Source organism: Pseudomonas sp. NPDC089569, assembly GCF_050280625.1.
Classification (GTDB): Bacteria; Pseudomonadota; Gammaproteobacteria; order Pseudomonadales; family Pseudomonadaceae; genus Aquipseudomonas.
The window spans coordinates 35,981-59,147 of the sequence record NZ_JBNNVQ010000023.1 but is presented as its reverse complement, the minus strand read 5'-3'; the positions used below and the strand labels follow the sequence as shown (position 1 = coordinate 59,147).

At 61.3% G+C, this 23,167-nt stretch carries 20 protein-coding genes; 5 read left to right on the top strand and 15 right to left on the bottom strand.

Annotated elements, in window-relative coordinates:
- Window positions 1-8 precede the first annotated feature (8 nt).
- Window positions 9-1,181 carry a GGDEF domain-containing protein gene (locus ACQKP2_RS12745; protein WP_427576845.1) on the bottom strand — a complete coding sequence of 391 codons (1,173 nt, stop codon included), beginning with the start codon at window positions 1,179-1,181 and terminating at the stop codon, window positions 9-11.
- A 239-nt stretch (window positions 1,182-1,420) separates the two neighbouring features.
- On the opposite strand from ACQKP2_RS12745, the gene ACQKP2_RS12740 reads away from it, so the two are divergent.
- The gene (locus tag ACQKP2_RS12740) at window positions 1,421-4,780 is read left to right on the top strand and encodes a trypsin-like serine protease (protein ID WP_427576844.1); all 3,360 of its coding nucleotides are present in this window, start codon (window positions 1,421-1,423) and stop codon (window positions 4,778-4,780) included.
- A gap of 26 nt (window positions 4,781-4,806) precedes the next feature.
- Here ACQKP2_RS12740 and ACQKP2_RS12735 read toward each other — a convergent pair whose 3' ends face one another.
- The 13 genes from ACQKP2_RS12735 to ACQKP2_RS12675 form a co-directional block, all read right to left on the bottom strand.
- Entirely contained in the window at window positions 4,807-4,968 is a 162-nt protein-coding gene (locus ACQKP2_RS12735; protein WP_427576842.1) for a DUF2986 domain-containing protein, read from the bottom strand.
- Window positions 4,969-5,778: 810 nt separating this feature from the next.
- Window positions 5,779-6,726: a choline ABC transporter substrate-binding protein gene (choX, locus tag ACQKP2_RS12730; protein WP_427576841.1), complete on the bottom strand. Its 948-nt coding sequence runs from the start codon at window positions 6,724-6,726 to the stop codon at window positions 5,779-5,781.
- 71 nt (window positions 6,727-6,797) lie between these two features.
- Complete coding sequence (locus ACQKP2_RS12725) at window positions 6,798-7,271, bottom strand: thioesterase family protein (protein WP_427576840.1); 474 nt, start codon at window positions 7,269-7,271, stop codon at window positions 6,798-6,800.
- Window positions 7,272-7,318: 47 nt separating this feature from the next.
- A complete protein-coding gene (locus ACQKP2_RS12720; RefSeq protein ID WP_427576839.1) occupies window positions 7,319-8,272 on the bottom strand; it encodes a PDR/VanB family oxidoreductase in 954 nt (317 codons plus the stop codon).
- Between the two features lie 105 nt (window positions 8,273-8,377).
- Window positions 8,378-9,313, bottom strand: a complete 936-nt coding sequence (locus ACQKP2_RS12715; protein WP_427576838.1) for a 3-hydroxyacyl-CoA dehydrogenase NAD-binding domain-containing protein — start codon at window positions 9,311-9,313, stop codon at window positions 8,378-8,380.
- Complete coding sequence (locus tag ACQKP2_RS12710) at window positions 9,313-10,062, bottom strand: SDR family NAD(P)-dependent oxidoreductase (RefSeq protein WP_427576837.1); 750 nt, start codon at window positions 10,060-10,062, stop codon at window positions 9,313-9,315. The genes ACQKP2_RS12715 and ACQKP2_RS12710 overlap by 1 nt, the downstream gene beginning before the upstream one ends.
- A 5-nt stretch (window positions 10,063-10,067) precedes the next feature.
- Window positions 10,068-11,489, bottom strand: coding sequence for an aminobutyraldehyde dehydrogenase (locus ACQKP2_RS12705; protein WP_427576835.1), 1,422 nt, complete (start codon window positions 11,487-11,489; stop codon window positions 10,068-10,070).
- A gap of 16 nt (window positions 11,490-11,505) precedes the next feature.
- A complete protein-coding gene (locus ACQKP2_RS12700) occupies window positions 11,506-12,435 on the bottom strand; it encodes a 3-keto-5-aminohexanoate cleavage protein (RefSeq protein ID WP_427576833.1) in 930 nt (309 codons plus the stop codon).
- Between the two features lie 9 nt (window positions 12,436-12,444).
- Window positions 12,445-13,194 carry an SDR family NAD(P)-dependent oxidoreductase gene (locus ACQKP2_RS12695; protein WP_427576831.1) on the bottom strand — a complete coding sequence of 250 codons (750 nt, stop codon included), beginning with the start codon at window positions 13,192-13,194 and terminating at the stop codon, window positions 12,445-12,447.
- Window positions 13,191-14,333: an aromatic ring-hydroxylating oxygenase subunit alpha gene (locus ACQKP2_RS12690; protein WP_427576829.1), complete on the bottom strand. Its 1,143-nt coding sequence runs from the start codon at window positions 14,331-14,333 to the stop codon at window positions 13,191-13,193. Before ACQKP2_RS12690 ends, ACQKP2_RS12695 begins: the two co-directional genes overlap by 4 nt.
- A 519-nt stretch (window positions 14,334-14,852) precedes the next feature.
- The gene (locus tag ACQKP2_RS12685) at window positions 14,853-15,848 is read right to left on the bottom strand and encodes a GlxA family transcriptional regulator (RefSeq protein WP_427576828.1); all 996 of its coding nucleotides are present in this window, start codon (window positions 15,846-15,848) and stop codon (window positions 14,853-14,855) included.
- 49 nt (window positions 15,849-15,897) lie between these two features.
- Window positions 15,898-16,518, bottom strand: a complete 621-nt coding sequence (locus ACQKP2_RS12680; protein ID WP_427576827.1) for a LysE family translocator — start codon at window positions 16,516-16,518, stop codon at window positions 15,898-15,900.
- 90 nt (window positions 16,519-16,608) lie between these two features.
- A complete protein-coding gene (locus ACQKP2_RS12675; protein WP_427576825.1) occupies window positions 16,609-17,034 on the bottom strand; it encodes a hypothetical protein in 426 nt (141 codons plus the stop codon).
- 171 nt (window positions 17,035-17,205) lie between these two features.
- Here ACQKP2_RS12675 and ACQKP2_RS12670 point away from each other — a divergent pair, with 171 nt between their 5' ends.
- Both ACQKP2_RS12670 and ACQKP2_RS12665 read left to right on the top strand, forming a co-directional pair.
- Complete coding sequence (locus tag ACQKP2_RS12670) at window positions 17,206-17,862, top strand: TetR/AcrR family transcriptional regulator (RefSeq protein WP_427576823.1); 657 nt, start codon at window positions 17,206-17,208, stop codon at window positions 17,860-17,862.
- A 170-nt stretch (window positions 17,863-18,032) separates the two neighbouring features.
- Window positions 18,033-18,731, top strand: coding sequence for a potassium channel family protein (locus ACQKP2_RS12665; protein ID WP_427576857.1), 699 nt, complete (start codon window positions 18,033-18,035; stop codon window positions 18,729-18,731).
- Window positions 18,732-18,775: 44 nt separating this feature from the next.
- On the opposite strand, the gene ACQKP2_RS12660 is transcribed toward ACQKP2_RS12665, so the two are convergent.
- The gene (locus ACQKP2_RS12660; protein WP_427576821.1) at window positions 18,776-19,714 is read right to left on the bottom strand and encodes a helix-turn-helix domain-containing protein; all 939 of its coding nucleotides are present in this window, start codon (window positions 19,712-19,714) and stop codon (window positions 18,776-18,778) included.
- 262 nt (window positions 19,715-19,976) lie between these two features.
- On the opposite strand from ACQKP2_RS12660, the gene ACQKP2_RS12655 reads away from it, so the two are divergent.
- Window positions 19,977-21,797: a DUF1302 domain-containing protein gene (locus ACQKP2_RS12655; protein ID WP_427576819.1), complete on the top strand. Its 1,821-nt coding sequence runs from the start codon at window positions 19,977-19,979 to the stop codon at window positions 21,795-21,797.
- Complete coding sequence (locus ACQKP2_RS12650) at window positions 21,797-23,152, top strand: DUF1329 domain-containing protein (RefSeq protein ID WP_427576817.1); 1,356 nt, start codon at window positions 21,797-21,799, stop codon at window positions 23,150-23,152. Before ACQKP2_RS12655 ends, ACQKP2_RS12650 begins: the two co-directional genes overlap by 1 nt.
- Window positions 23,153-23,167 lie beyond the last annotated feature (15 nt).

Below are 23,167 nucleotides of genomic sequence, written 5' to 3'. Positions count from 1 at the left end.
AGTGGGACTCAACGCACCGGCTCGCTCGCAGCCAGAGTCCGATCGACCAGGCGCATCCTGTTGCGCCCACCGCGCTTGGACTCGTAGAGCACCGCGTCGCCTTGTTCGATCAATACCGCCAGGCTGGCCGGCGGCTGGTCGAACAGGCTGGCGCCGATGCTCAGGGTCACCGCTTCAGGCGTGGCAAACGACTGTGACGCCACCTGGTGAAACTGCTTGCGCAGCAAGTCACCCATCTGCTCCACGCGCTCGTTCGAGGCATCGTTGAGCACAATGACGAACTCGTCGCCTCCCAGCCGGGCCGCCAGTGCACCTTCGGGCAGGATCGAACGAATCAGCTCGCTCAACGCCACCAGCAGGCGGTCGCCCGCCGTGTGGCCGTACAGGTCATTGACCGGTTTGAAGTGGTCGATATCGATCAGCAGCAAGGCCCCCGGCCGGGCGCTCGAGACCCCGGCCAAAAGACGCGCCGCCCGTATTTCCAGGGCGCGGCGGTTGTACAGGGCGGTCAACGGGTCACGTTCGGCCAGCCGGGCGATTTGCTTCTCGCGGCGGTAGCGCTCGGTGCCGGTCATCGACAGGGCGATCAGCATGATCGCCATCGCGCCTTCGACCAGGGAAATCTGGATGATCTCGCCGCGCAAGGCGGCAAGGTCAATCAGTGTGCCGGGAACGACGGCCGTGATCGCCTTGGCGATATAGAACAGGCCATGGACCAGCATCACATAACGCAACTGCACCGCTCCGACGCTGAGCGACTTGCCGTGAGGGCGCAGCAGAAAACTGGCCCGCAGCGACAGCAGCGCGATCAAAAGCGAGTTGGCCACCAGCATGACCTTCGACCACGACGGCTCGTCCGGCAACAACAGCAGTGCCAGCCAGGCGACGACAATCAGCGACCAGGCCCGCGAGAGCCGGACCTGGGTGAAGCGCGCAACCCCCAACAGGAAAAAGCCGTGGGCAAGCACCAGCAGCCCATTGGCGAACCAGACCCCGATCAGCAAAAAGCCGGACATGCGCAGCAAGGCGAGTGTCGAGCCCACGGTGATCGTTGCAAAGCCTGCGCTCCAGAGCAGTAGCGAGGACTCGCGAATACTGCGCCACTCGACCGCCAGATAAAGCGCGGCGGCGGCCGCGAGGGCGGTCGAGATGGTCAACATTGTCGGAGGGTCGAGCGCCATAGCCTTGTTGCCTGTTCGATTTCGGTGAAAAGGCAGGATTGTAAGCGTTTGCGAGGATTTGCCCAGTGGTCACGGCTTGCCCATCGCGCTGATGCCGGCTGGCGCAGGTGTTTTTATCGACCATGATTATGACCATGGATCGCATCCTGGAAACAGGGAGCGATAGGGGCGGTGGAGATTTCGGTCGACATCGTCAGGCTGGCGCAAGACCCCAGGCACGAGCAAAGGAATACCCCAACATGCCCACCCCGGTATCGCGACCTCAACACTCGCAGCAGTCAGTTGCGTCCGGCATGGCTGGCGGCATTTTCCTGCTGACAGTGTGGCTTTGCTTCCCCTTCGCCCCGGCCCATGCAGGCCTCAAGGAAGGCATAGAGGCTTACAACACCGACCACTACCCAGAAGCATTCGAGCAATTGTTGCCCCTGGCCGGGCAGGGGAATGCGACGGCGCAGCGCTACATCGGCGACATGTACCGCTACGGCTCGGGCACCCCGGCGAACATTCAGGAGGCGCTGAAATGGCTGGGCAAGGCCGCGCAGCAGGGTAATGCACAGGCCCAGACCGACCTTGGCCTGCTACAGACAGGGTTGTCTTCCGACACCAGCACGCCGTTGCTGGACAAGAAACAAGGCGTGAAGTGGCTGGGCAAAGCCGCGCAAGCCGGCGATGCAAAGGCTCAGTACGCCCTGGGTTTGATTTACCTGGGCGAAACGAAGGACACCAGCATCGCTGCGCTGGACAAAACGCGTGGCCTGGAACTTCTCGGTCAGTCGGCCCTGTCGGCCGATCCGGATTATCACGTGAAGGCCGCCTCGCTTCTGCGGGTCCTCTATTCGGACGCCAGTCAAAAAGGCATGTATGACTTCGACAAGGCACTGGGCTGGCTGGAAGTCGAGTTCGAACTGGCGGACACGCGCAAAGCCGCGCAGGCGGGCGACGCCAAGGCGGCGATGAAGCTGGCCTACGTCCTGTCGGAACATGGCTGGAGCCCGCATGACGTCAAACTGCAAAGTGAAATCATGAAGTGGTATGAAAAGGCCGTTGCCGGAGGCGTTTTGAATGGCAAGGCGGCCCAGGACTATGGCTGCCTGTTTATCTACGGCAATGGCGGTGTGCCCAAGGATTACGAAAAAGCCAGGCACTGGGTGGAAATCGGCAACGACGCCGCGGCATTGATAACCGCCGCCGAGTCCGGTGATCGCGAGGCCATGGTGAAACTGGGCGATATCTACGCCACGACCTGCCTGAAGGACTCGCAGGAAACGTTCGACAAGGCAACGGCACAAGCCAGGGTCTGGTATGAAAAAGCCGTTGTGCAGGGTGACACGGCCAAAGCCTGGGACCTTTACCAATTTGCGTCGACTCCCGAGGAAGAAAAGCACTGGGCACAAATTGCCGCCGGCATCACCACGGTGGATGGCAAGCCGATCAGCACTGACTACGGTGGTGACAAACTGTTTGAAAACCTGCCGCGTCGCGATATTCCATGGCAGCTGCGGCATGCGCCCGGAACGGCTTATCTCACCTTGCATCCCGTCAGTGTCCACGCCAAACCTGACTCTGCCTCCCCGGTAGGCGCCGAAATCGGCAGGTTCCACCAGGTTTACGCAAGACCTTCGGACACGCCGGGATGGTTGGCCATCATCGCTGCCAGCCGGGGACAATACCCCGATACTTTCCAGTACCTGAGCCCAAGTACGGTCGAGAACGGCCGATTCGTACCGCGCAGGAGCATGAACAGACAATCCTTCGACCCTTATGTCGGGTATGTACCGGCGCAACTGTTGGGCAGTCTGGATGAGGCGCTCACGCCCATGCCATTGCCCACCCAAGGGCTGGTACCCGTACCGGCCTATTGGGCCCCGATCGGCATCGACGAAGACCGGCGCTTTGTCACGGACTTCAGTCGGCATCCCTATGACGCACTGGTGCGTGTGGCTTCCCGCAAGGGCAGTTGCTCCGGCGCGATCGTGTTGCAGCCCACTGTGGTGGTGACATCAGGGCATTGCTTCAAGACGGACAAGGATGAAGTGCTGGTGATTATCGAACGCGGCCCGAGCCAGATCGAGAAGGTCCCGGCGCGGATCGTGCGGCGCGTCCAGAATGAGCGCAGCTACCAGGACTGGGCGGTGCTGCGGCTTGAACACGCGCCACAATCACCGGTCACACCGCTCAAATTCGCGGACAGCGTCGACTGGTCACGCACCACCCGCTTTGACGGCGTGGTGGCAGGCTATCCCGGTGATCTGATGCAAAGCGTTTCAAAGAAAACACTCGGATTCGAGGCGCCATCCATCAGCCAGTGTGTGGTTGACGTGGCCCGCCATGACATCAATGGGGACGCGTTTCAGATCGAACATACGTGCAACCAGTGGTTTGGCGCATCCGGCGGTCCCTTCCTGGTGTGGAACCCCGAATCCAGGCAGTTTGAAATCCTGGCCTTGAACACCTTTCTGGCGCAGGGGTTCAGTGGCTACGAGTCCGAATTCAAGCAACTCTTCAACGAGAGTGTCTTCAAAAACCAGGCCGCCCTCGTACTGCGACAGTTCGACATGAAAAATACGCCCGCCTTGTTCGATGAGAAGAAACAGGACTTCGAAACGGTCCCCGGACTGGCCAGCGTGTTCGGTGCCTATCAGAACTGGACGACCAGCCTGGTCAGTGCAAAGGGCACCTTGAGTACGAAGATGATCGAGGTGGCGCGCGCCGAAGCCGGGCTCAAACCTGCACCCAGTCCTTTTCTGGACGATCCGAAGCGGCTTGGCTTCTGGTTGTCGAATGAGCATGAATGGAACAGCACACTGCCAACCACCATGGCCCGCGCGAACTGCGCCCAACAATGTGATGAAACGATCATCAAGCCCCATGGCTGGACCCTGCAGCTTGGGCAGAAAATCAATTGGGATGAGCTGGCCGGACGCGACGACACGCTGGCCAACAAAGCGGCAGGCTGGCTGGTCGTGGGCGGCGATCTGTTCTACATCGACAAGGACAGCTGGACGGTTACGGGTGTCGTGCGCCGTTTCCTGAACTTGAAGGAATATGGCAGTGCCTTCAACCGGCAATTCGAACTGTGGCAGCGCTACAAACACCTGCTCGACGAATACAGCGACGGCTTTGTGTGGAACGAGGAGGCCGGCTCCAAAGTCGTGCCAACCACGGAGTTGCGCAGTGAGAATTTTGGCGATGACACGCCAGAGCAGATTCCGGGAGGGGCCGTCATCAAGGCTGACGACCTGATGCGTGAATTGGCGTCCACGCGTCCCCCCTTTGTCGTTGCTTCGATTGGCGGCCCGTTGGGGTTGCCCGGCTCGACGGATCTGTCCTACTCATCCAGGGGGGGAAGCTACAGCGACGCGATCCAGCAACGCTTCGAGCAGGATCTGAGCAAACTGACCGGAAACGACAAGACCCGTGAGCTGGTGTTTTACTGTCATCACGCCAAATGCTGGCTGTCTTACAACAGCGCGCTCAGAGCCATAAAACTCGGCTACTCCAATGTGCGTTGGTTCCGTGGTGGACTCAACACCTGGGCCCTGTTGGGGCTACCGTTGGACTGGGTGCAGGGGAAGGAGGGCCAGGCATTGACCCGGTAACCTGTTCTCTCGATGCAGGGAGTGGATCAGTTCTCTGGAGAGTTGCTTGAGTCTTCACTGGTTTCAGCAGCCAGCTTCAACCGGTCAGCCTTGCTGATGTACTTGGGCTTGTTCTTCGGTGCCAGTTTGGCACTGGCCTTTTTCGCGTGCGCAGTGAGTAGCTGCTTTATCTTTTTACGACGATTCATGTGCTTCCACTCGACTTTCAAGTTCCTGAACGATTTCAGCCCGTATTGGGACCGCTCGCTGTTGTGCGTACAGCATGCTCAAGGGTACGACACTTTCCCGGTGAGCAGAACCGGTCGGAGCCAGCGGTGCGGCGATCCGACTTGCCGGCGAACACGGCCCAAAGATCGCCTTCGCCTGTAGGAGCCAGGCTTGCCGGCGAAGACGGCCCAAAGATCGCGAACGTCTGTAGGAGCCACGCTTGCCGACGAAGGCGGCTGAAGATCGCGTACGTCTGTAGGAGCCACTCTTGCCGGCGAAGACGGCCTGAAGATCGCGAACGTCTGTAGGAGCCAGGCTTGCCGGCGAAGACGGCCTGAAGATCGCGAACGTCTGTAGGAGCCAGGCTTGCCGGCGAAAGCGTCCTGAAGATCGCGTACGTCTGTAGGAGCCAGGCTTGCCGGCGAAGGCGTCCTGAAGATCGCGTACGTCTGTAGGAGCCAGGCTTGCCGGCGAAGACGGCCTGGAGATCGCGTTCGCCGGCAAGCCTGGCTCCTACAATGAAGGCGGCCTGGAGATCGCGTTCGCCGGCAAGCCTGGCTCCTACAAGGGAGACGGCCTGAAGATCGCCTTCGCCGGCAAGCCTGGCTCCTACAATGAAGGCGGCCTGAAGATCGCGTTCGCCGGCAAGCCTGGCTCCTACAACGAAGGCGGCCTGAAGATCGCCTTCGCTGGCAAGCCTGGCTCCTACAAGGGAGGCGGCCTGAAGATCGCCTTCGCCGGCAAGTCGGGTCGCCGCACCGCTGGCTCCTACAGGTGGTGGGACGCAGTCGCTATGGCAGCAGCCGGGCTTTCACGGTGTCCAGGCCCGGCTTGCCGTCCCAGGTGGTCACGCCGGCCAGCCAGCCTTCGAGCACCTTGGGGTTTTGTTTGATCCAGGCTCTGGCGGCCGCTTCGGGTTCCATCTTGTCGTCGAGGATCGAGCCCATGATGTGGTTCTCCATCGGCAGGGAGAAGCTCATGTTTTTCAGCAGTTGACCCACATTCTCACATTCATTGACGTAACCCTTGCGCGTACTCGTATAGACCGTGGCCCGTCCGAAATTGGGGCCGAAGAAGGCATCGCCCCCTGTCAGGTATTGCATCTTGATCCGGGTATTCATCGGGTGCGGTTCCCAGCCCAGGAACACGATGGCGGATTTGCGCCGCTGTGCCCGTTCCACCTGGGACAGCATGCCCGATTCGCTGGAGGCCACCACGCTGAAACCGGCGTCCTTCAAACCGAACGCATTTTCGTCGATGGCCTTGATCACCGCGTTGTTGCCACCATCGCCGGCTTCCAGGCCATAGATTTTGCCGCCCAGCTCATCCTTGAACTTCACGATATCGGAGAAATCCTTCAGGCCGCGATCCCATAGCTCCTGCGGCACGGCCAGCGTGTACTTGGCGTTTTCCAGATTGACGCGCACCGTATCGATGGTTCCCGCTTCCCGATAGGACTTCAGGTCCGGCTCCATGGTGGGAATCCAGGTGCCGAGGAACACATCCAGGTTCTTGCCTTCGGCCAGTGCCTTGTAGGTGAGGGGAACACCGAGCAAGGTCACTTTGGTCTGGTAATCCAGGCTCTTCAAAATGGTTGTAGCCAGTGCCGTGGTGCTTTGAATATCGGTCCAGCCGGGGTCGGAAAGTTTGACCAGCCGACACTGTTCTGGCTCGGCTGCATAAGTGGAGAGTGATGTTGCGAGGCAAAACAACATTGACATGGGAAGCGAAGCTTTCATGGCGCGAGTTCCTCGGGAATGTCGACAATTGAATCGGCAGTTATTGTTTTTACATCGACGGCACTGTTTTCTTACTTACGGATTTCTATCTTTCGGCTACACCACTGCGGACGCGCCAATCCCTGGTGCAGGTTGTACAAATCACTCACCTGTTGTTCTGTCTGCGCCGCAAAGGGCGCAGACCGTCCCGTGTTCTGGTCAATGTTCATCAACAGCTGTTCGCTGGCCGCCAGCAGCTGCGAAGTGCCGGGGCGGTAGAGGTGGTGCACGATGTGCAGGCGTTTGTAGTCGCTGTCGACTAACTGGGTATGCACCTGAACGACATCATTGAGTTTGGCTTCAAGCAAGTAATTGATATGCGCTTCAAGTGTGTAAAGCGTATGTCCGGTAATACCCCGGTTTTTTTCATCCAGACCGATCTTGTCCATCAACGCATCGGTGGCATAGCTGAATAACAGGAAATAAAACGCGTCCCGCAAATGGCCGTTGTAATCGATCCAGTCTTCAATAATCGGTGTTTCAAACGTCATCAATAAGTTGTTCACGGTTTTCACCCTCGGGATAAGCGCAATCCGGCGCCAGCAATACAGCGTCAGAGATCCAGTTCGAGTGTTGGCGAGATGGCACGGGAAACGCAGATCATCATTGAGCAGTTTTTCTTTCTTTCCGCGTCTGAAAGCACACTGTCCCGGTGATCGGGCGTACCCGCCAGCACACGGGTTTCGCAGGATGCACAGGTGCCTTCGCGGCAGGAGTTTTCGACCTGGATACCCTGAAGCTCCAACACCTCGAGGATTGATCGATCGGCGGGCACGTCGAAGGTTTTTCCGCTCCTGGCCAGTTTGATCGAGAAGGTTTGCGTACTGGCCGGCGTGGCAGGTGCCTTGGGGGTAAACCACTCGAAATGCACCTGCTCCGATGCAAACGATCGTGCGGCGGCTTCCACGGCGAGCATCAACGGCGTTGGGCCGCAGGTGTAGAAGTGACTGTCCGGCGATTGCCGGTCAACGGCACTGGCCACATCGAACAAGCCGCCGGCTTCGTCGTCGGCGTGCAAGGTCACCTTGTCGCCATAGGCGGCCAGCTCTTCAAGAAACGCGGCGCGCTGACGATTGCGCACCAGGTAAAACAGATGCCAGGGACGCCGGTTGGCTTCGCACCACTTGATCATCGACAGGATCGGCGTGATGCCGATGCCACCGGCAAAGAACACATGGCGTGCGGCATCCTCGGCGAGCGCAAAGTTGTTGCGCGGTGCCGTGACGGTGATCAGGTCGCCAACCCGCAGCGATTGATGGACGTGGCGCGAGCCGCCCCTGCTGGTGGGCGATAGACCGACACCCACGCGATAGCAGTCCCGATCCCGAGCGTCGTTGCACAGGGAGTACTGGCGAACAATGCCTTCGCCCAGGTGCAGTTCTATGTGTGCGCCGGGCGTGAAGACCGGCAGTTCGCCACCGCAAGGTGCGCGCAGTTCGACGACCATCGCGCCTTTGGCTTCAGCCGCGAGGTCGACGACACGCAGAGTGAGATGATCGGCTGACATAAATACCTCGTTTGACCCGGGGTCGACAAAAGACGGGCGTGCTGCCCAAGGGGAGTCAAGGACGCATGGACCTGCGCGTCCTTTCTCCATGGCGATGCGTGATGGTCAGGCCCGACGCAAGTTCGCGGTCGTCTTGAGCATCGCGGTAATCAGCGCGTCGCGAGTGTTCGACAGTTCAGCTTGAGTTCCCCCTTGCGCGGCCTCGTTCACGCCATCGACGAGCAGGGCGGCGGTCTGGGCATCGAGTCGCGGGTTGCCCAGGTCATCCCACCAGCGGTGGAAGCTTTCGGTGTATTTCTCGCAGAACGATTCCAGCCCACCGGGGCCGCCGCCGAGGTTGAACAGCATCGTCGGCCCCATGGCCGCCCAACGCAGTCCGGGGCCGGCCCAGACGGCGGTATCGACGTCCTTGACGCTGGCGGCGCCGATCTTCACCAGGTGAATGGCTTCACGCCACAACGCCGCCTGCAGCCGGTTGGCGACGTGCCCCGGCACTTCGCGGTTGACGCGGATGGTCACTTTGCCCACCAGGTCGTAGAACTGTTCCGCCCGTTCGATGACGCCGTCGGCGGTTTTGTCGTTGACCATCAATTCCACCAGCGGGATGAGGTGCGGCGGATTGAACGGGTGCCCCAGAATGAACCGCGAAGGGTCTTTCCAGCCGGCCTGCATTTCGCTCAGGGGCAGGCCCGAGGCGGAGGAGGCGACGATGGCGCCGGCCTTGAGCTGCGGCTCTATCTCTGCATACAAGGCATGCTTGAGGTGCAGGCGCTCGGGGACGCTTTCCTGGATGAAGTCGGCAGACTTCACCGCCTGCGCCGCGGTGGCATGAAAGCTGAGTTCGCCCGGCGCACCGGCCTTCACCAGACCCAGTTCGGTCAGGGTCGGCCAGGCGTTTTTCACATAGTCGCGCACGAAGGTTTCCATGCCCTCGGCAGGGTCGAACACCGCGACATCTCGACCGGAGGCCAGGAACAGTGCCGCCCAGCTCGCCCCGATTACGCCGGCACCCAGCACGGCAACGTTTTGGAAATCGCTCATCAGAAAAACCTCGGTTGAAGTGGAGAAGCGGTGGTCAGGCCACCATCGACCACGAAGCATTGGCCCGTGACGAATCCGGCCTGCGCGGATGCGAGCCAGGCCACCATGTTTGCAACATCCTCCGGCTGGCCGAATCGGCCCGCCGCGTGACGGGCCAGGGCGTCGGCCTTGGCCCGCGAAGGGTCTTTCGCCAGTGCGAAGCCGTCTTCGGCCATGGCCGTCATGATCCAGCCGGGGCACACGGCGTTGCAGCGCACCCGTGGCCCGTGATCGACGGCAATGGAGCGTGTCAGGCCATGCACGAAGGCTTTCGAGGCGTTGTAGACGGCCATCGAAGGATCGGCGTTGAGGCCGGAAATCGAGCCGATGTTGACGATGACGCCGCCGCTGTCTTGCATGCCCGGCAGCACCGCCCGGCACAGGTTGAAGGTGCCCCGGGCATTGATCCCCATGACGAGGTCCCAGTCGTCATCGCCAGTGTCGATGACGGTTTTCTCTACCTGCACACCGGCGTTGTTGACCAGTACCGTCGGTGCGCCAAACAGTTCATGGGCCTGCGCGACAATCCGCTGTGCGTCGCAGGCTTTGGAGACGTCCGCCTGGACCCAGGCAACCTGCGCATCCAGATCATCGGGGCGAGCACCACGGCCGCAGGTCAGCACCCGGGCGCCTTGCGCGACAAACCGCTCGACGATGGCGCGACCGATGCCCCGGCTGCCCCCTGTGACAATGACAATGTCCTGATTCATGACCATCACCCGTGAGCGAACATGACGTGACGGATCGAGGTGTAGGCATCGAGTGCATACACCGACATGTCGCAACCGTGGCCCGAGCCCTTCATCGCCGCCCAGGGCATCTCCGGCGTGGCCACGCCGTGGGTGTTGACCCAGGTGAAGCCGTAGCGCAGGCGGCTGGTATCGGCCATCGCCCGGCCGTTGTCGCGTGTCCATACCGAAGAGGCCAGGCCGTATCGGCCGACGTTGGCGATGGCGACCGGATCTTCGTCGTGCCTGAAGCGCGACACGCTGATGACCGGACCGAACATCTCGCTGGTGGCGATTTCGGCATGGTTATCGACGTCCGCCACCACGGTGGGCGAGTAGAAAAAGCCCGGCCCGGCGCCCATGGTTCCACCGGTGACGACTTCGCAGGCACCGCGTGCACGTTCGACGAAACCGGCCACCCGCAGGCGGTGTTCGGCCGTGACCAACGGGCCCATTTCCGTGCCGGCGGCTCGGGGGGCGCCGGTGCGAATTTCCGATACCGCAAGTGCCAGTTCCGCGACGACACGGTCATAGATCCTGTCGGCAACGATGAGCCGGCACGGCTGTGCGCAATCCTGGCCGGCATTGAAAAACGCGACGCTGCGCACGGTCGCGATCAGTTTGTCGATATCGGCGTCTTCATGAACGATCACCGGCGCCTTGCCACCCAGTTCCAGATGAACCTGACGCAGCTCGACAGAAGCAGCCTGCATCGCGGCTTTGCCGGTGGCGGGCGAACCGGTGATGCTGATGCCTTCAATCCCCGCAGCATTGATAAGACGATCACCGACGTTGCTCCCGCGACCATGGATGACATTGATGACGCCTTTGGGCACCACGTCCTGCAGCAACTGCGCCAGGCGCAAGGTCGACAGGGGGGTGATTTCGGAGGGCTTGAGCACCACGGTGCAGCCTGCGGCCAAGGGCGCGGCCAGCTTCCAGGCGGCCATCATCAACGGGTAGTTCCACGGGGCAATGGCGGCCACCGGTCCGAGCGGGTCGCGGCGAATGAGGCTGGTGTGATGCTCGACATACTCACCCGCCGCCGAGCCTGTCAGGGTCCGCGCGGCGCCGGCGAAGAAACGCAAGGTGTCGATGGTCAGCGGCATTTCGTCATGCAATGCCGATGGCCAGGGTTTGCCGACGTTCGCGCTTTCCAGTGCCGCCAGTTCCTCGGCATTCGATTCGACGACCTGTGCGATATCCAGCAGCAACGCCGAGCGACTGGCCGGTGTGGTTCTGGAGTAAGTGGCGAAGGCTTCCTGCGCAGCCCTCACGGCGGCATCGACTTGCTCGTCGCTTGCCTGGCGAACCTGGGTGATTTGCGCGCCCGTAGCCGGGTCGACAATGTTCAGGGCGTCACCTTCGCCCACGGCGAGTTCGCCATTGATCAGCAATTTTGTTTGCATGGTGTTCTCCGGCAGGTCAGAACGCGACGTTGTCGCCACCCTTGAGGCCCAGGCGGGCTCGGGCTTCGGCGGGCGTCGCCACCGTCAGGCCCAGGTTCTCGACGATCGAACGGATCTTGCGAACCTGTTCGGCGTTGCTTTTCGCCTTCTCGCCCGGGCCGATATAGAGGCTGTCTTCGAGTCCCACGCGCAGGTTCCCGCCGAGCAGGGCCGCCTGCGTGGCGAATTGCATCTGGTTCTTGCCGGCGGCGAGGACCGACCACTCGTAGTCATGGCCGAAGAGCTTCTGGGCAATGGTGTGCATGTGCATCATGTTGTCCAGATCCGCGCCGACACCGCCGAGGACGCCGAACACCATCTGCACGAAGAAGGGTGGTTTGATCCAGCCCTGATCGATCACCCACGCCAGGTTGTAGAGGTGCCCCAGGTCGTAGCACTCGAACTCGAATTTCGTGCCGTGGCCTTCGCCCAGTTCTTTGACGACATATTCGATGTCGGTAAAGGTGTTGCGGAAGATGAAGTCGCGGGTACTGTCGAGAAAGGCCGGCTCCCAGTCGTGAAGCCATTGGGTGTGCTTGCCCTTCATCGGGAAGATGCCGAAGTTCATCGAACCGACGTTCAACGACGCCATTTCCGGGCTGACACTCACCGCCGCGCGCAGCCGCTCCTCGCGGGTCATGCCCAGGCCGCCGCCCGTCGACACGTTGAGCACCGCATCGGTGCGCTGTTTGATTTGCGGCATGAACTCGCGGAACAGTTCCGGCCGCGGATCGGGCTTGCCGGTTTCCGGATGACGGGCGTGCAGGTGAATGATCGAGGCACCGGCTTCGGCGGCTTCAATCGACGACTGGGCGATCTCGTCCGGCGTGATCGGCAGGTACTGCGACATGGTCGGGGTGTGGACGCCGCCGGTGGTCGCGCAAGTGATGATGACGGATTTAGGCATGACGAATTCTCACAGTTTCATTTGTTGGACTTGAGCGGTCAGGCCGCCGTCGAGGACCCAGAGCTGCCCACTGGCATATCGGGCTTCATCCGAGGCGAGCCAATTGACCAGGTTGGCCACGTCGTCCGGGGTGCCGTAACGGCGCGTCGGGTGCACATCGCGCACGGCGGCCTCGAGGCTGTCGATATCGCCATGGTCGCGAAAGAAGCCGCGCAGCATGGGCGTGTCGATGTAGCCGGGGCAGACCGCGTTGACACGGATGCCTTCGGGGCCATGGTCACAGGCCATGGCGCGGGTCAGTGCGTGCACCGCGCCTTTGCTGGCGCAGTACGCCGCCAGGCCCGGGTCGGCGATAAACCCGTCGTAGGAGCCGAAGTTGATGATGCTGGCCGACCCGCTCTGGCGCAGGAGGGGCAGGGCGTATTTCGACACCAGGAACGTGCCCGTGACATTGACGGCGAAGACGCGGTTCCATTGCTCCAGCGTGGTTTGCTCGATGGTCTTTTCGATCTCGATGCCGGCCGCGTTCACCAGGATATCGAGCTGTCCGCATTGCGCCCTGACGGTCTCCATGGCCGCCTGTGCGGCGTGCTCGGAAGTGACGTCCAGTTTGATGAACGTCGCATCGGGCAACGCATTGGCGTCACTCAGGTCAGCGGCGAATACGCTCGCCCCCTCTTTCAGGAATCGGGCGCAGATGGCCCGGCCGATGCCACCGAGACCGCCGGTGACCAGTGCGGTTTTGCCGGCCAGCTTCATGGCTTCACTCCTTGTCCATAAGCGTCGAGCACAAGGCCGTGGAAGTGATGCAGGGCATGCTCGGACTTACCGGAGCCCTTGGGGTCGGTGACGATGCGACCTTGCTCGAACGCAGGCGTCTTCATGCCGCGCTGAACGTTCTCGACCAGCGAAATGTCTTCGACTTGCAGCACTTCATCGAGGTAGCGGATGGCCTCGCGTTCCATCTCGTCGGGCTCGGGTGTTTCGAGGAAAAAGTCGTAGGTTTCCAACGTCAGGTCGGGGCCGACAGGGATGATGTGCAGCACGATCATCGAACTGCGACCGGGGTAGCGCATCAGGCAGGTGTTGGGCCACAGCCACCAGACGGCATGGGTGCGCACCTTGGCCTTCGAGGTGTCGTAGGCGGTGTTGTGGCCGTTCCCGGCTTCGGCCATGTGGCTGGAGTAAATGCCGTGGGTATCGACCTTGTAGGTGTTCATGTCCACCAGCGTGCAGAAGTCCTTGTGCGCGGTCGGGCAGTGGTAGCACTCCAGGAAGTTGTCGACGACGTTCTTCCAGTTGGACTTGATTTCATAGGTCAGGCGGTGACCGAACGTCAGGCCGTCGATGTCCGGCGCCCACTGGAGGATTTCCTTTTTCAGCTCACCCGATTGTTCGCTCAGGGGGCGGGCTGCCGGGTCCAGGTTCACATAAATGAAGCCGCAGAATTCTTCGACCTGGATGGGGCTCAGGTGGATTTCACTTTTGTCGAAGTCCTTCAACCCACCCACGTGAGGCGCGGCGGCAAGCTGGCCGTTCAAGCCGTAGCACCAGGAGTGATACGGGCAGATGATGCGATTGACCTTGCCTTCGCCGCTCAGCACAGGGTGGGCGCGGTGTTTGCAAACGTTGTAGAACGCCCTGAGCACGCCGTCATGGTCGCGAACCACCGCCACCGGATTGCCGGCGATCTCGGTGGTGGTGTAGGTGCCGGGCTCGCGGACTTTTTCCACATGGCAAACCCATTGCCAGGATTTGGCGATGATTTGCTGCTCATCGAGCTTGAACCATTGAGGGTCGACATAGGCCTCTGCGCGCAGCGACTGAGAGACCAGCGGGTCGGGGTGATAGCCTCTGGAGATTTGCTCAAGCTGTTGTTTTGTTATTGCTTCAGACATGTCAGCGGCCCTCGATAATCAGCGGTGTTGAAGGGGTGTCCTTCATTTCGTGATTCGATATTGGTGCCTGGACGGGTCGTGAAATGTTCAAAAATGGACGCGGATTAGCCTTTTCTGGCCGCTGTCGTTATTGGACATGGAAGATCGAAAATCGACATGCCGCGATCCATATCCACATCCGTAGGGGCCGGCAAGCCTGGCTCCTACAGGGAAGACATATTCAAGGACGCCTTCGCCGGCAAGCCTGGCTCCTACAGCGAAGACATATTCAAGGACGCCTTCGCCGGCAAGCCTGGCTCCTACAGAGAAGACATATTCGGGGACGCCTTCGCCGGCAAACCTGGCTCCTACAACGAAGACATATTCGGGGACGCCTTCGCCGGCAAGCCTGGCTCCTACAACGAAGACATATTCGGGGACGCCTTCGTCGGCAAGCCTGGCTCCTACAGCGAAGGCGTATTCAAGGACGCTTTCGCCGGCAAGCCTGGCTCCTACAAAAGATCGGGAGCGGGCGTTGGATCAGGGCGTGACCTGGTGCATGGGCCAGGCGCGGAAGTCGAAGGGGATGCGTCCTTCGAGGCGGTCGCGGCGGGGTGTCAGGCCGAAGCGCAGGCGATAGGCCCGGCTGAAATGCGACTGATTGGCAAAGCCGGAGGCGATGGCGATTTCCGTGAGTGACAGCCCGGTCTGGGTCACCAGGCCCCGAGCGCGATCCAGGCGGATATCGCGGTAGTAAGTGGCCGGGCTTTTATGGACGATCTGGCTGAAGAGCCGGTCGAGCTGGCGCTGCGAAATGCCGATCCGCTGGCAGATGTCGGGAATGTTCACCGCTTCCTCAAGATGTTCTTCCATGATCTTGATCGCTTGCTTGACCACGTCGGGCACCGTGCTGCCCAGTGGCTGGGGGGCATCGGGATTCTGCTGGGTCCCATGGGGCCGCAAGCTTTGATGGAACAGATAGCGGGCCGTCTCGTTGGTCAAGGTGTCGCCATGCAGGTTGCGAATGATGTGCAAGGCAAAATCCGCCGATGCGCCACCGCCGCAGCAGGTGATTCGCTTGTCGTCGAACACGAACATGTCCTCACGGATATCAGTGTCCGGGTACAGCTCGCGCAAGGCATCGATGTGTTCGTAGTGACCGGTGGCGCGCTTGCCTTTGAGCAAACCCGCTTCCGCGAGGATGAACGTGCCGGTGTCCAGCGCGCCCAGGGTGCTGCCCGCTCTTGCCCAACTGCGCAGCGCCGCATGAAGGGCAGGGCTGTTCTGCGATTCAGGCGCCCAGCTCGACGAAACCACGACAAGGTCCCTCGGCGTGTTTTGATAATCCGCCAATGCCTTCGTCTGAACGCTCATGCCATTGCTGGCGACAATGGCGCCACCGCTGGTGGATACAATGTCCCACTGGAAGCGAGCATGCCCGCTGAGGTAATTCGCCACGCGAAAAGGGTCGATGAACGCGGTGGTCGCGGCCAGGTTGTAGTGCGGGCAAACGATGATCAGCAGTGTGAAGGGCATGTCTGAAGGTATTCGCCTGGTTTGCTGCGGATAAGGGCAAGCACTGTTCTCAGCGCTTGCTGAACGCCAGTCGGGCGGCGAACAGCACAAAGATCATTCCGGTTGTCCGGTCCAGCCAGCGGATGACGCTTTCGCGGCGCAAAAAGCCGGCCAGTGGTCGGGTCGCGCCGATCAGCAGCGAAGACCAGATCAAACCGAGCAGTACATGAATGCTGACCAGACCGAATGTCCAGGCGATCAACGGCTGGCCCTGGGGAATGAACTGAGGGAGAAAGGAGACATAGAAAATGCCGACCTTGGGATTGAGGACATTACCCGTCATGCCCTTCAGGAACCAGTTTGCCGCCGGCCTGGCATCCGGTTCCGGGGCCGATAGCGCGCTGCGTGGACGCAACAACATGTTCAGGCCAAGCCAGGCCAGGTAGGCGGCACCGCAGTATTTCAGGAGATCGTATGCCAGCTCCGATACGGCAATCAGGGCGCCCAGGCCGAAGGCCACGGCGGCGCCCCACAGCAGGCAGCCGGCATTGATGCCCAGCGCAGCGCGAAACGCCTGTTGCCGACCTTCCACCGTCGCGGTTCGCAGGACCAGGGCGGTGTCGAGCCCCGGCGTGAGGGTCAGCAAGGTGGCGGCGAGGGTGAAGGCGAGCAGATTGTCGGCGATGGACATAGTCTGTGGCGGCTGCGAAGTGAAGGTTCGCGCACGTTAACATGCCGGGGCGGTTGCCGAAACGCCGGGAGCCGCCCCTTTCCATCGCCGCTATGACAGGCGCGATTCGGGTGTCACGCTGCCCAGGTGCCGGGTCGCAGCTCCAATGCGCGAAAACGCCAGCCCGGCAAAAAGCACCACGCTGCCGCCAACGAGGAGGGAGGCGACAGCGATCAGCGGCTCGACCGACGGGTAGCCCTTGAGGCGCAGTGTCAGTGCGCCAAGCAGCAGCGGGACACCGGCGTTGTATGTCCAGAACTGTGCCGTGGCGACACGTCCTTCGTTTATGGCGGGGTGCAGTGTGCCTATGAGTCCGAACAGTGCCATCGAGACCCAGCCCAACAGGTTCAGGTGGGCATGGACGGCGAAGAGCGAGTGATCGCCCGAGGCGCCCATCGCCACGCCCAGCCATACGCCAATGGCAAAGTAGACGGCAGCGAGCCGAAACCAGGTCCGCGAACGGGAATTGTGATTCATGGCATTCACCTCATGCGCCCTGGGGCGCGCTCAGTTGCAGATATCAATCGAAGTCCTGACGTACACGGAGCCGGTTGTGCCGTGTTCATCAGCGGCAGTCACTTGCTGGTTGGTGTTTCAGTGTCTATTGTGAGACTCATGTCTCATTACAAGACAGAGTATCGTTGTTTCATGTCCAGTCCGAAGTCAAGCCCGTCGGTCGGCGACGGCGAATCACAAGGCCGCATCAACCAGCGGCTGCGCACGCGCCAGGCCCTGATCGAGGCCGCCGCTGCGTTGCGCGAAGAGGGCCTCAATCCGACGGTTGCGCAGGTGGCCGAGCGCGCCATGGTGTCGCGCGCTACGGCGTATCGCTATTTCCCCTCACCTGAAGCGTTGATCAGCGAGACCGCGACCGAGCGTGACATGCAACCGCTGGAGCAGATCTGGCGGTCGGGAGACGATCCGGTCAAGGGCATCGGGTTGGCGGCCAGGACATTGAACAGGCTGCTGATCGATGACGAGATCGGCCTGCACATGATGGAGCGCTCGTTCATGACGGTGTGGCTCGACAGCGAGTCGCACGAGGCGCCCCTGCGACCGGGCCGGCGCATGAGTTACATCGAACCGATAGTCGACTCGCTCAAGGACCAGCTCACGCCACGGGCGCGCAAGCGCCTGAAGCAGGCACTGTCGGTCGTCATCGGCACCGAGGCGCTGATCGCCGTGCGCGATATCAGCGGCGCGAGTGTCGAAGAATCACTCGATGCCACTGCCTGGGCCGCCCAGGCACTGGTTCGCCAGGCGCTGGCGGAGGCTGGGCAGGCGCGGCGAAAGCGCGGTACTTAAAGGGGGAGGGGGCCGGTCCCGGTCCTTTCGTCCGGATCGGCAAACAGGCAGTCATATTGATTCCGGGATCGTGAGTGGAGCGATTCATTGCCGACTATCCTGAATCCAGGTCAGGTTTGCACCGTGCAACGCCGGTTCCCGGACGTTGTATCAGCCGATGGGAAACCGGTATGAAAGACCCGCAAGAAAAAGCCGAATCCAGCGAGGATCTATCGCAAATGGTGATAGGGCAAGGGCCCTGCACCTGGCTGTTGCTGCTCCTGTTGGGCTTGATCCTGCTGTTTCCCGTTCTTGAAGAGGGCGTGTTCGCTCGCACGTTGCTCGGCGTTCTGTTTTCAACGGTACTGCTGGTGGGCGCTTTCGCCACCCGGCAGACCCGGCGGGGGTTCATTTTCAGACTGGGCCTGGCATTGCTGGGAGTCGGCTTTCAATGGGCGGCATTGTGGACGGCAAGCGTCGCGATACTCGACCTTGCCGGGATCTTTTACGCGGCGTCCCTGGCCGTCTCGTTCAGCGGCGTGCTTCGCTATATTCTCAAGCGCGGGCCCATTACGACCGACAAGCTGCATGGCGCGCTTGCGGGCTACATCATGCTGGCCTTCGTCTGGGCCTTCATCTATGCCCTGGTCGAGGAATCCAGCGCCGGCTCATTCGGCCCCGGCCCACTCGACTTCGTGCAACCGGGCACGTTTTTCAAACTGATCTATTTCAGCTTCACGACGCTCACGACCACCGGGTACGGTGATCTCATCCCATTGACCAACCACGCCCGCTCACTGGTGATGGTCGAAGAGTTTTCAGGTGTCTTCTACGTCGGCGTCGTGATCGCGCGGCTGGCAGGCCTCTATCCCTCCAGCCAGACCCAGTGACCGTCGATTGACCGAACCCTCTGCCCGCCTGAAAGCCAGATCACTCAGGTTGTTGCGCAACGCCACTGCTCGTGCAACTCGCTCGGACTGATCGCGTACCAGCGGCGAAAGGCGCGACTGAAGTTCGAGACTTCGCGATACCCCAGTTGCTCGGCCACCTCGCTGATCGACAGCTCACCGGTTTGAAGCAGATCGTGCGCCACGTATCGGCGTTGTGTTTCCACGATGGCATTGAATGTCCAGCCTTCGCGTTGCAGGGTGCGATGCAAGGTGCGCGAGGTCAGGTGCAACTGCTCGGCCATCTGTTCCAGGCCCGGTGGGTGCGCAAGGTCGGCCAGTACGGCATTGGCCACGGCTTCAAGCACAGACTCGCGGCGAGTTTGCACCGCGTAATCCTTCAAGGCGGCTTCCAGCGCCTTGCAAATGGCCGGGCTGCCGAAAGGCCGCTTCTCGCGCAGGGCCGCCATGTCGAGCACCACCTCATCGCGCGCCGCGGCGAACTGCACTTCGCCGGCGGCGAGCTTCAGCCAGGGTTGCGGATCGGCTGGCCGGGCACGGCGAAAGCGGATTTCGCGTACCGCATTGGTCGTGCCCGGCAAGCCCTTGAGGTGCTGGATTTGCAGGGCGCCCCAGAAATCCAGTTCTTCCTCCGCCGGCTGCAGGGCATGGCAGGGCAGCAGGGCGACGTGCAGCCGTCCGTCCCTTTCCTGCGCGTGCAGTGACAGGTGCCCGGCCCAAAGCGGCCAGTAACGCGCGAGCATTTCCAGCGACTGCATGCGGCTGGGCATCAACTGCATGAGATAGGCCAACCCCAGCATCTGCCCCGGATCGTTCTGGCGCGCCGCCGCCAGGCCGATGGCCGGATCGTCGCTGAGGGTGCGTGCCACCTCCCAGAACCGCCGCGCCAGAAACGCCGGCAGACGCAAATGGGGCTGGCGCAGGCTGGCCAGGTTCACCCCCCAATCGCTCTGCAGGCGCTGCATGTCCACGCCACGCGCCTCCAGCTCCTGCACCCCCGAGTTGATGATGCAGACACATAACGACGGTCTATTTCGCTGCGCGGGAAAACGATTTGTCGGCCAATGATTAACGATTTCCAAGCAATCCCTCCCATCTTGCTCTACCGGCGGCGCAACCCTTTCGCGCCACCGGCGACGCGACATATTAAGGCTGAAATTGCCTACCGCCAGCACGATGCGCGTCGTTACGCACTCACCACTACAACAAAAACAGGTGAATCCGAGCATGAAGCAACTTGCACCATCGCGTACCTGCGCAACACGCATCAAACGCCTGCATCCGGGTTTTTCGGTCGCCGGTATCGCCCTGGCGACGCTGGCCTGTCCAATGGCCTATGCCACCAGTTGGCAAGTCAATGATGACTGGAGCCTGACCACCAACACCACGCTGAGCCTGGGCAGCAGTTGGGCCTTGCGCAACGCGGACCCCGATCAACTGACCGTCGCCGATGCCCGTTCAATCGGCAAGCGCGGCGAAGGCATTAACTATAGCGCCGACGACGGCAAGCTCAACTTCGACAAGGGCGACACCATCTCGCAAGTCTTCAAGGGACTCACCGAGTTCGACTTGAACGACGGCGGGCAGGGTGTCTTCGTGCGATTCAAGTACTGGTACGACCATGCCTACGAAACCGGCAATGGCGACTTCACCCGGTTCGACGACGATGGCTGGCAGGACCTGGCCAGGTTCAAGGGCTTCGAAGTCCTGGACCTGTATGCGTGGAAGAATTTCCAGCTCAACGATCATCAGCTCAATGTGAAGTTGGGCAAACAGGTGCTGTCGTGGGGCGAGGCGCTGTTTCTGCAGAACGACATCAACGCCATCAACCCCCTGGATGCCTCGGCCTTCAACCGTCCCGGCGTGGAACTCAAGGAAGGTCAATTGCCGGTCGAGATGCTGAGCTTCAGCTACGACCTGGCCGACACCCTGAGCCTGGAAGGCTTCTACCAGTACAACTTCCGCCCCTCGGTGCTGGATGGTTGCGGCACGTTCTTCTCGGTCAGCGACAACACCCAGGAAGGCTGCCAGTTCAACAAGGTCATTGTGAATCCGAACGGCAACCTGACCACCGCGCAGGCGATCGCCGCCCGGGCCTACGAGACGCGCGGCAGCACGGACTGGGCCAGGGACGGCGGCCAATATGGCCTGGCGTTGCGCAAGACCCTCGAGTCGCTCAACGATGCCGAACTGGGCCTGTACTACGCCAATTACCACAGTCGCACACCGTTCATTAACGGCACCGTGCGCACCGGTCTGGCTGCCGGAACGCTGCCGACCGGGACCTACAACACCGTCTACCCGGAAGACATCCGCCTGTTCGGCATCAGCCTGAGCGCCGTGGTGGGCACCACGGCCGTGTTCAGTGAGCTGAGTTATCGCCCCAACCAGCCACTAGCCTACAACGCTTCGGACGTGGTGGCCGTCATCGCCGGTGCCGGTGCCAGCACGCCGATCTTCGATGGCGTAGCACCGCCGCTGGGCAGCGAATTGCAGGGCTATAAGCGCAAGAAAGTCTGGCAGTACAGCCTGGGCGCCACGGACAACTTCAGCAACGTGCTGGGCGCACAGAAGCTGACGTGGGCCGCCGAAGCGGGGGCCAACTGGATCGACAACATCGATGTCGACGAAGAGCGTTTCGGTCGCGCCAGCGTGTTCGGCCGTGTGCAGAACAACGGGGCAGCCTGTTTCACGCCTTCGGCCGGTGGTTTGAGCGCAGCCCAGGCGGCTGACAAAAACGCCGACTTCTGCAACACCCATGGCTTCACCACCGGGTTTTCCTGGGGCTATCGACTGCGCGCAGCGCTGGCCTACGAAAGCCTGATCCCGGCCACAGTGGTCACCCCGTCGCTGAATTTCCGACATGACGTCGAAGGCTATGGTCCGAACTTCCAGGAAGGCCAGATGGCCGCCAGCGCGGCGCTGACGTTCGACTACCGCAACAACTACTCGCTGGAGCTGGCTTACAACGATTTCTTTGGCAGCAACAAATTCTCAACCATCGATGACCGTGATTTCGCCTCGGTCACCCTCAAGGCCAGTTTCTGATGATGACGACAACGATGACCCGACTGCCATTTGTGCTTTCCCTGCTGGCCGCCTGCTGCTTTAACCCGGCGCTGGCCAAACAGACCGACGCCACACGCCTGGACACGGCCCTGACGGCCGTCGGTGCCGAGCGAGGAGGCAATGCCGATGGCAGTATTCCGGCCTGGAGCGGTGGCATGAAACCCGGCGCCGCTGCCGTCAGCCCGATCGGTAACTACGCCGACCCGTTTGCTGGTGAGAAGCCGCTGTACACCGTCGACAAGAGCAATCTGGCGCAATACAAGTCGCAACTCAGTTCGGGGCAGCAAGCCATGTTCGCCCGCTATCCCGACTACCGCATGCGTGTGTTCCCGACCCATCGCACCGCGCGGTTGCCGCAGAAGTACCAGGACCAAAGCCGTGCCAACCTCACAGGCGTGACGCTGGAGGAGGGCGGTTATGGCCTCAAGGGCTACACGTTCGGCGTGCCGTTCCCGGAGCCGACCCAGGCGCTGGAAGTGCTGTGGAACCACCTGACGCGATTCCGTGGCGGCGCCCTGCATCGCGAGTTCGCCTCTGCCGTGGTCCAGGCCCGTGGCGACAACACGGTGGTCACTTATGATGCCCTAAGTGCCTTTCGCGAAAACGTTGCGGACATCGAGCCGGACGCCAATCTTCTCTACTACACGCGTGTGTTGACCTTGAGTCCTTCGCGCTATTCGGGCGAGGTGACGCTGGTCCAGGAACCGTTGAACCAGATCACCGAGCCGCGTGCAGCCTGGCAGTACATTCCGGGGCAGCGCCGCGTCCGTCGTGCGCCGACGGTGGCCTACGACAACAGTGCGCGCTACAGCTTCGGCCAGGTGGTGTCGGACAGTGTCGATGGCTACAACGGCGCTCCGGACCGTTACGACTGGACGCTGATCGGCAAGCAGGAAATGCTGGTCGGCTACAACGCCTTCCAGCTCGCCAGCAAAGATCTCAAGTACACCGATCTGCTCACCCCCGGTTACCTCAACCCGGACAAGGTGCGCTATGAAAAACATCGCGTGTGGGTGATCGAGGGAACACTCAAGCCCTCGGCCAGGCATGTCTATGCCAAGCGCCGCTTCTACATCGATGAGGACACCTGGCAAATCATGGCGTCGGACATCTATGACAGTCGCGGCGAGCTATGGCGCAACTATGAGTCGTACATGACCCAGCAGCACGATCTCGAATTGCCGTTCACGGCCATGGAAGCGACTTACGACCTGATCTCCGGGGGCTATGCGACCAACTACATGACCAACGAAGTGCAGAAAAAAATGGACATCGGCTTCTCGACCCCGAAAGCCGAGTTCACCCCGGCGCAACTCAAGCGACTGGGCAAGTAAGGATCTGCCGGGGTC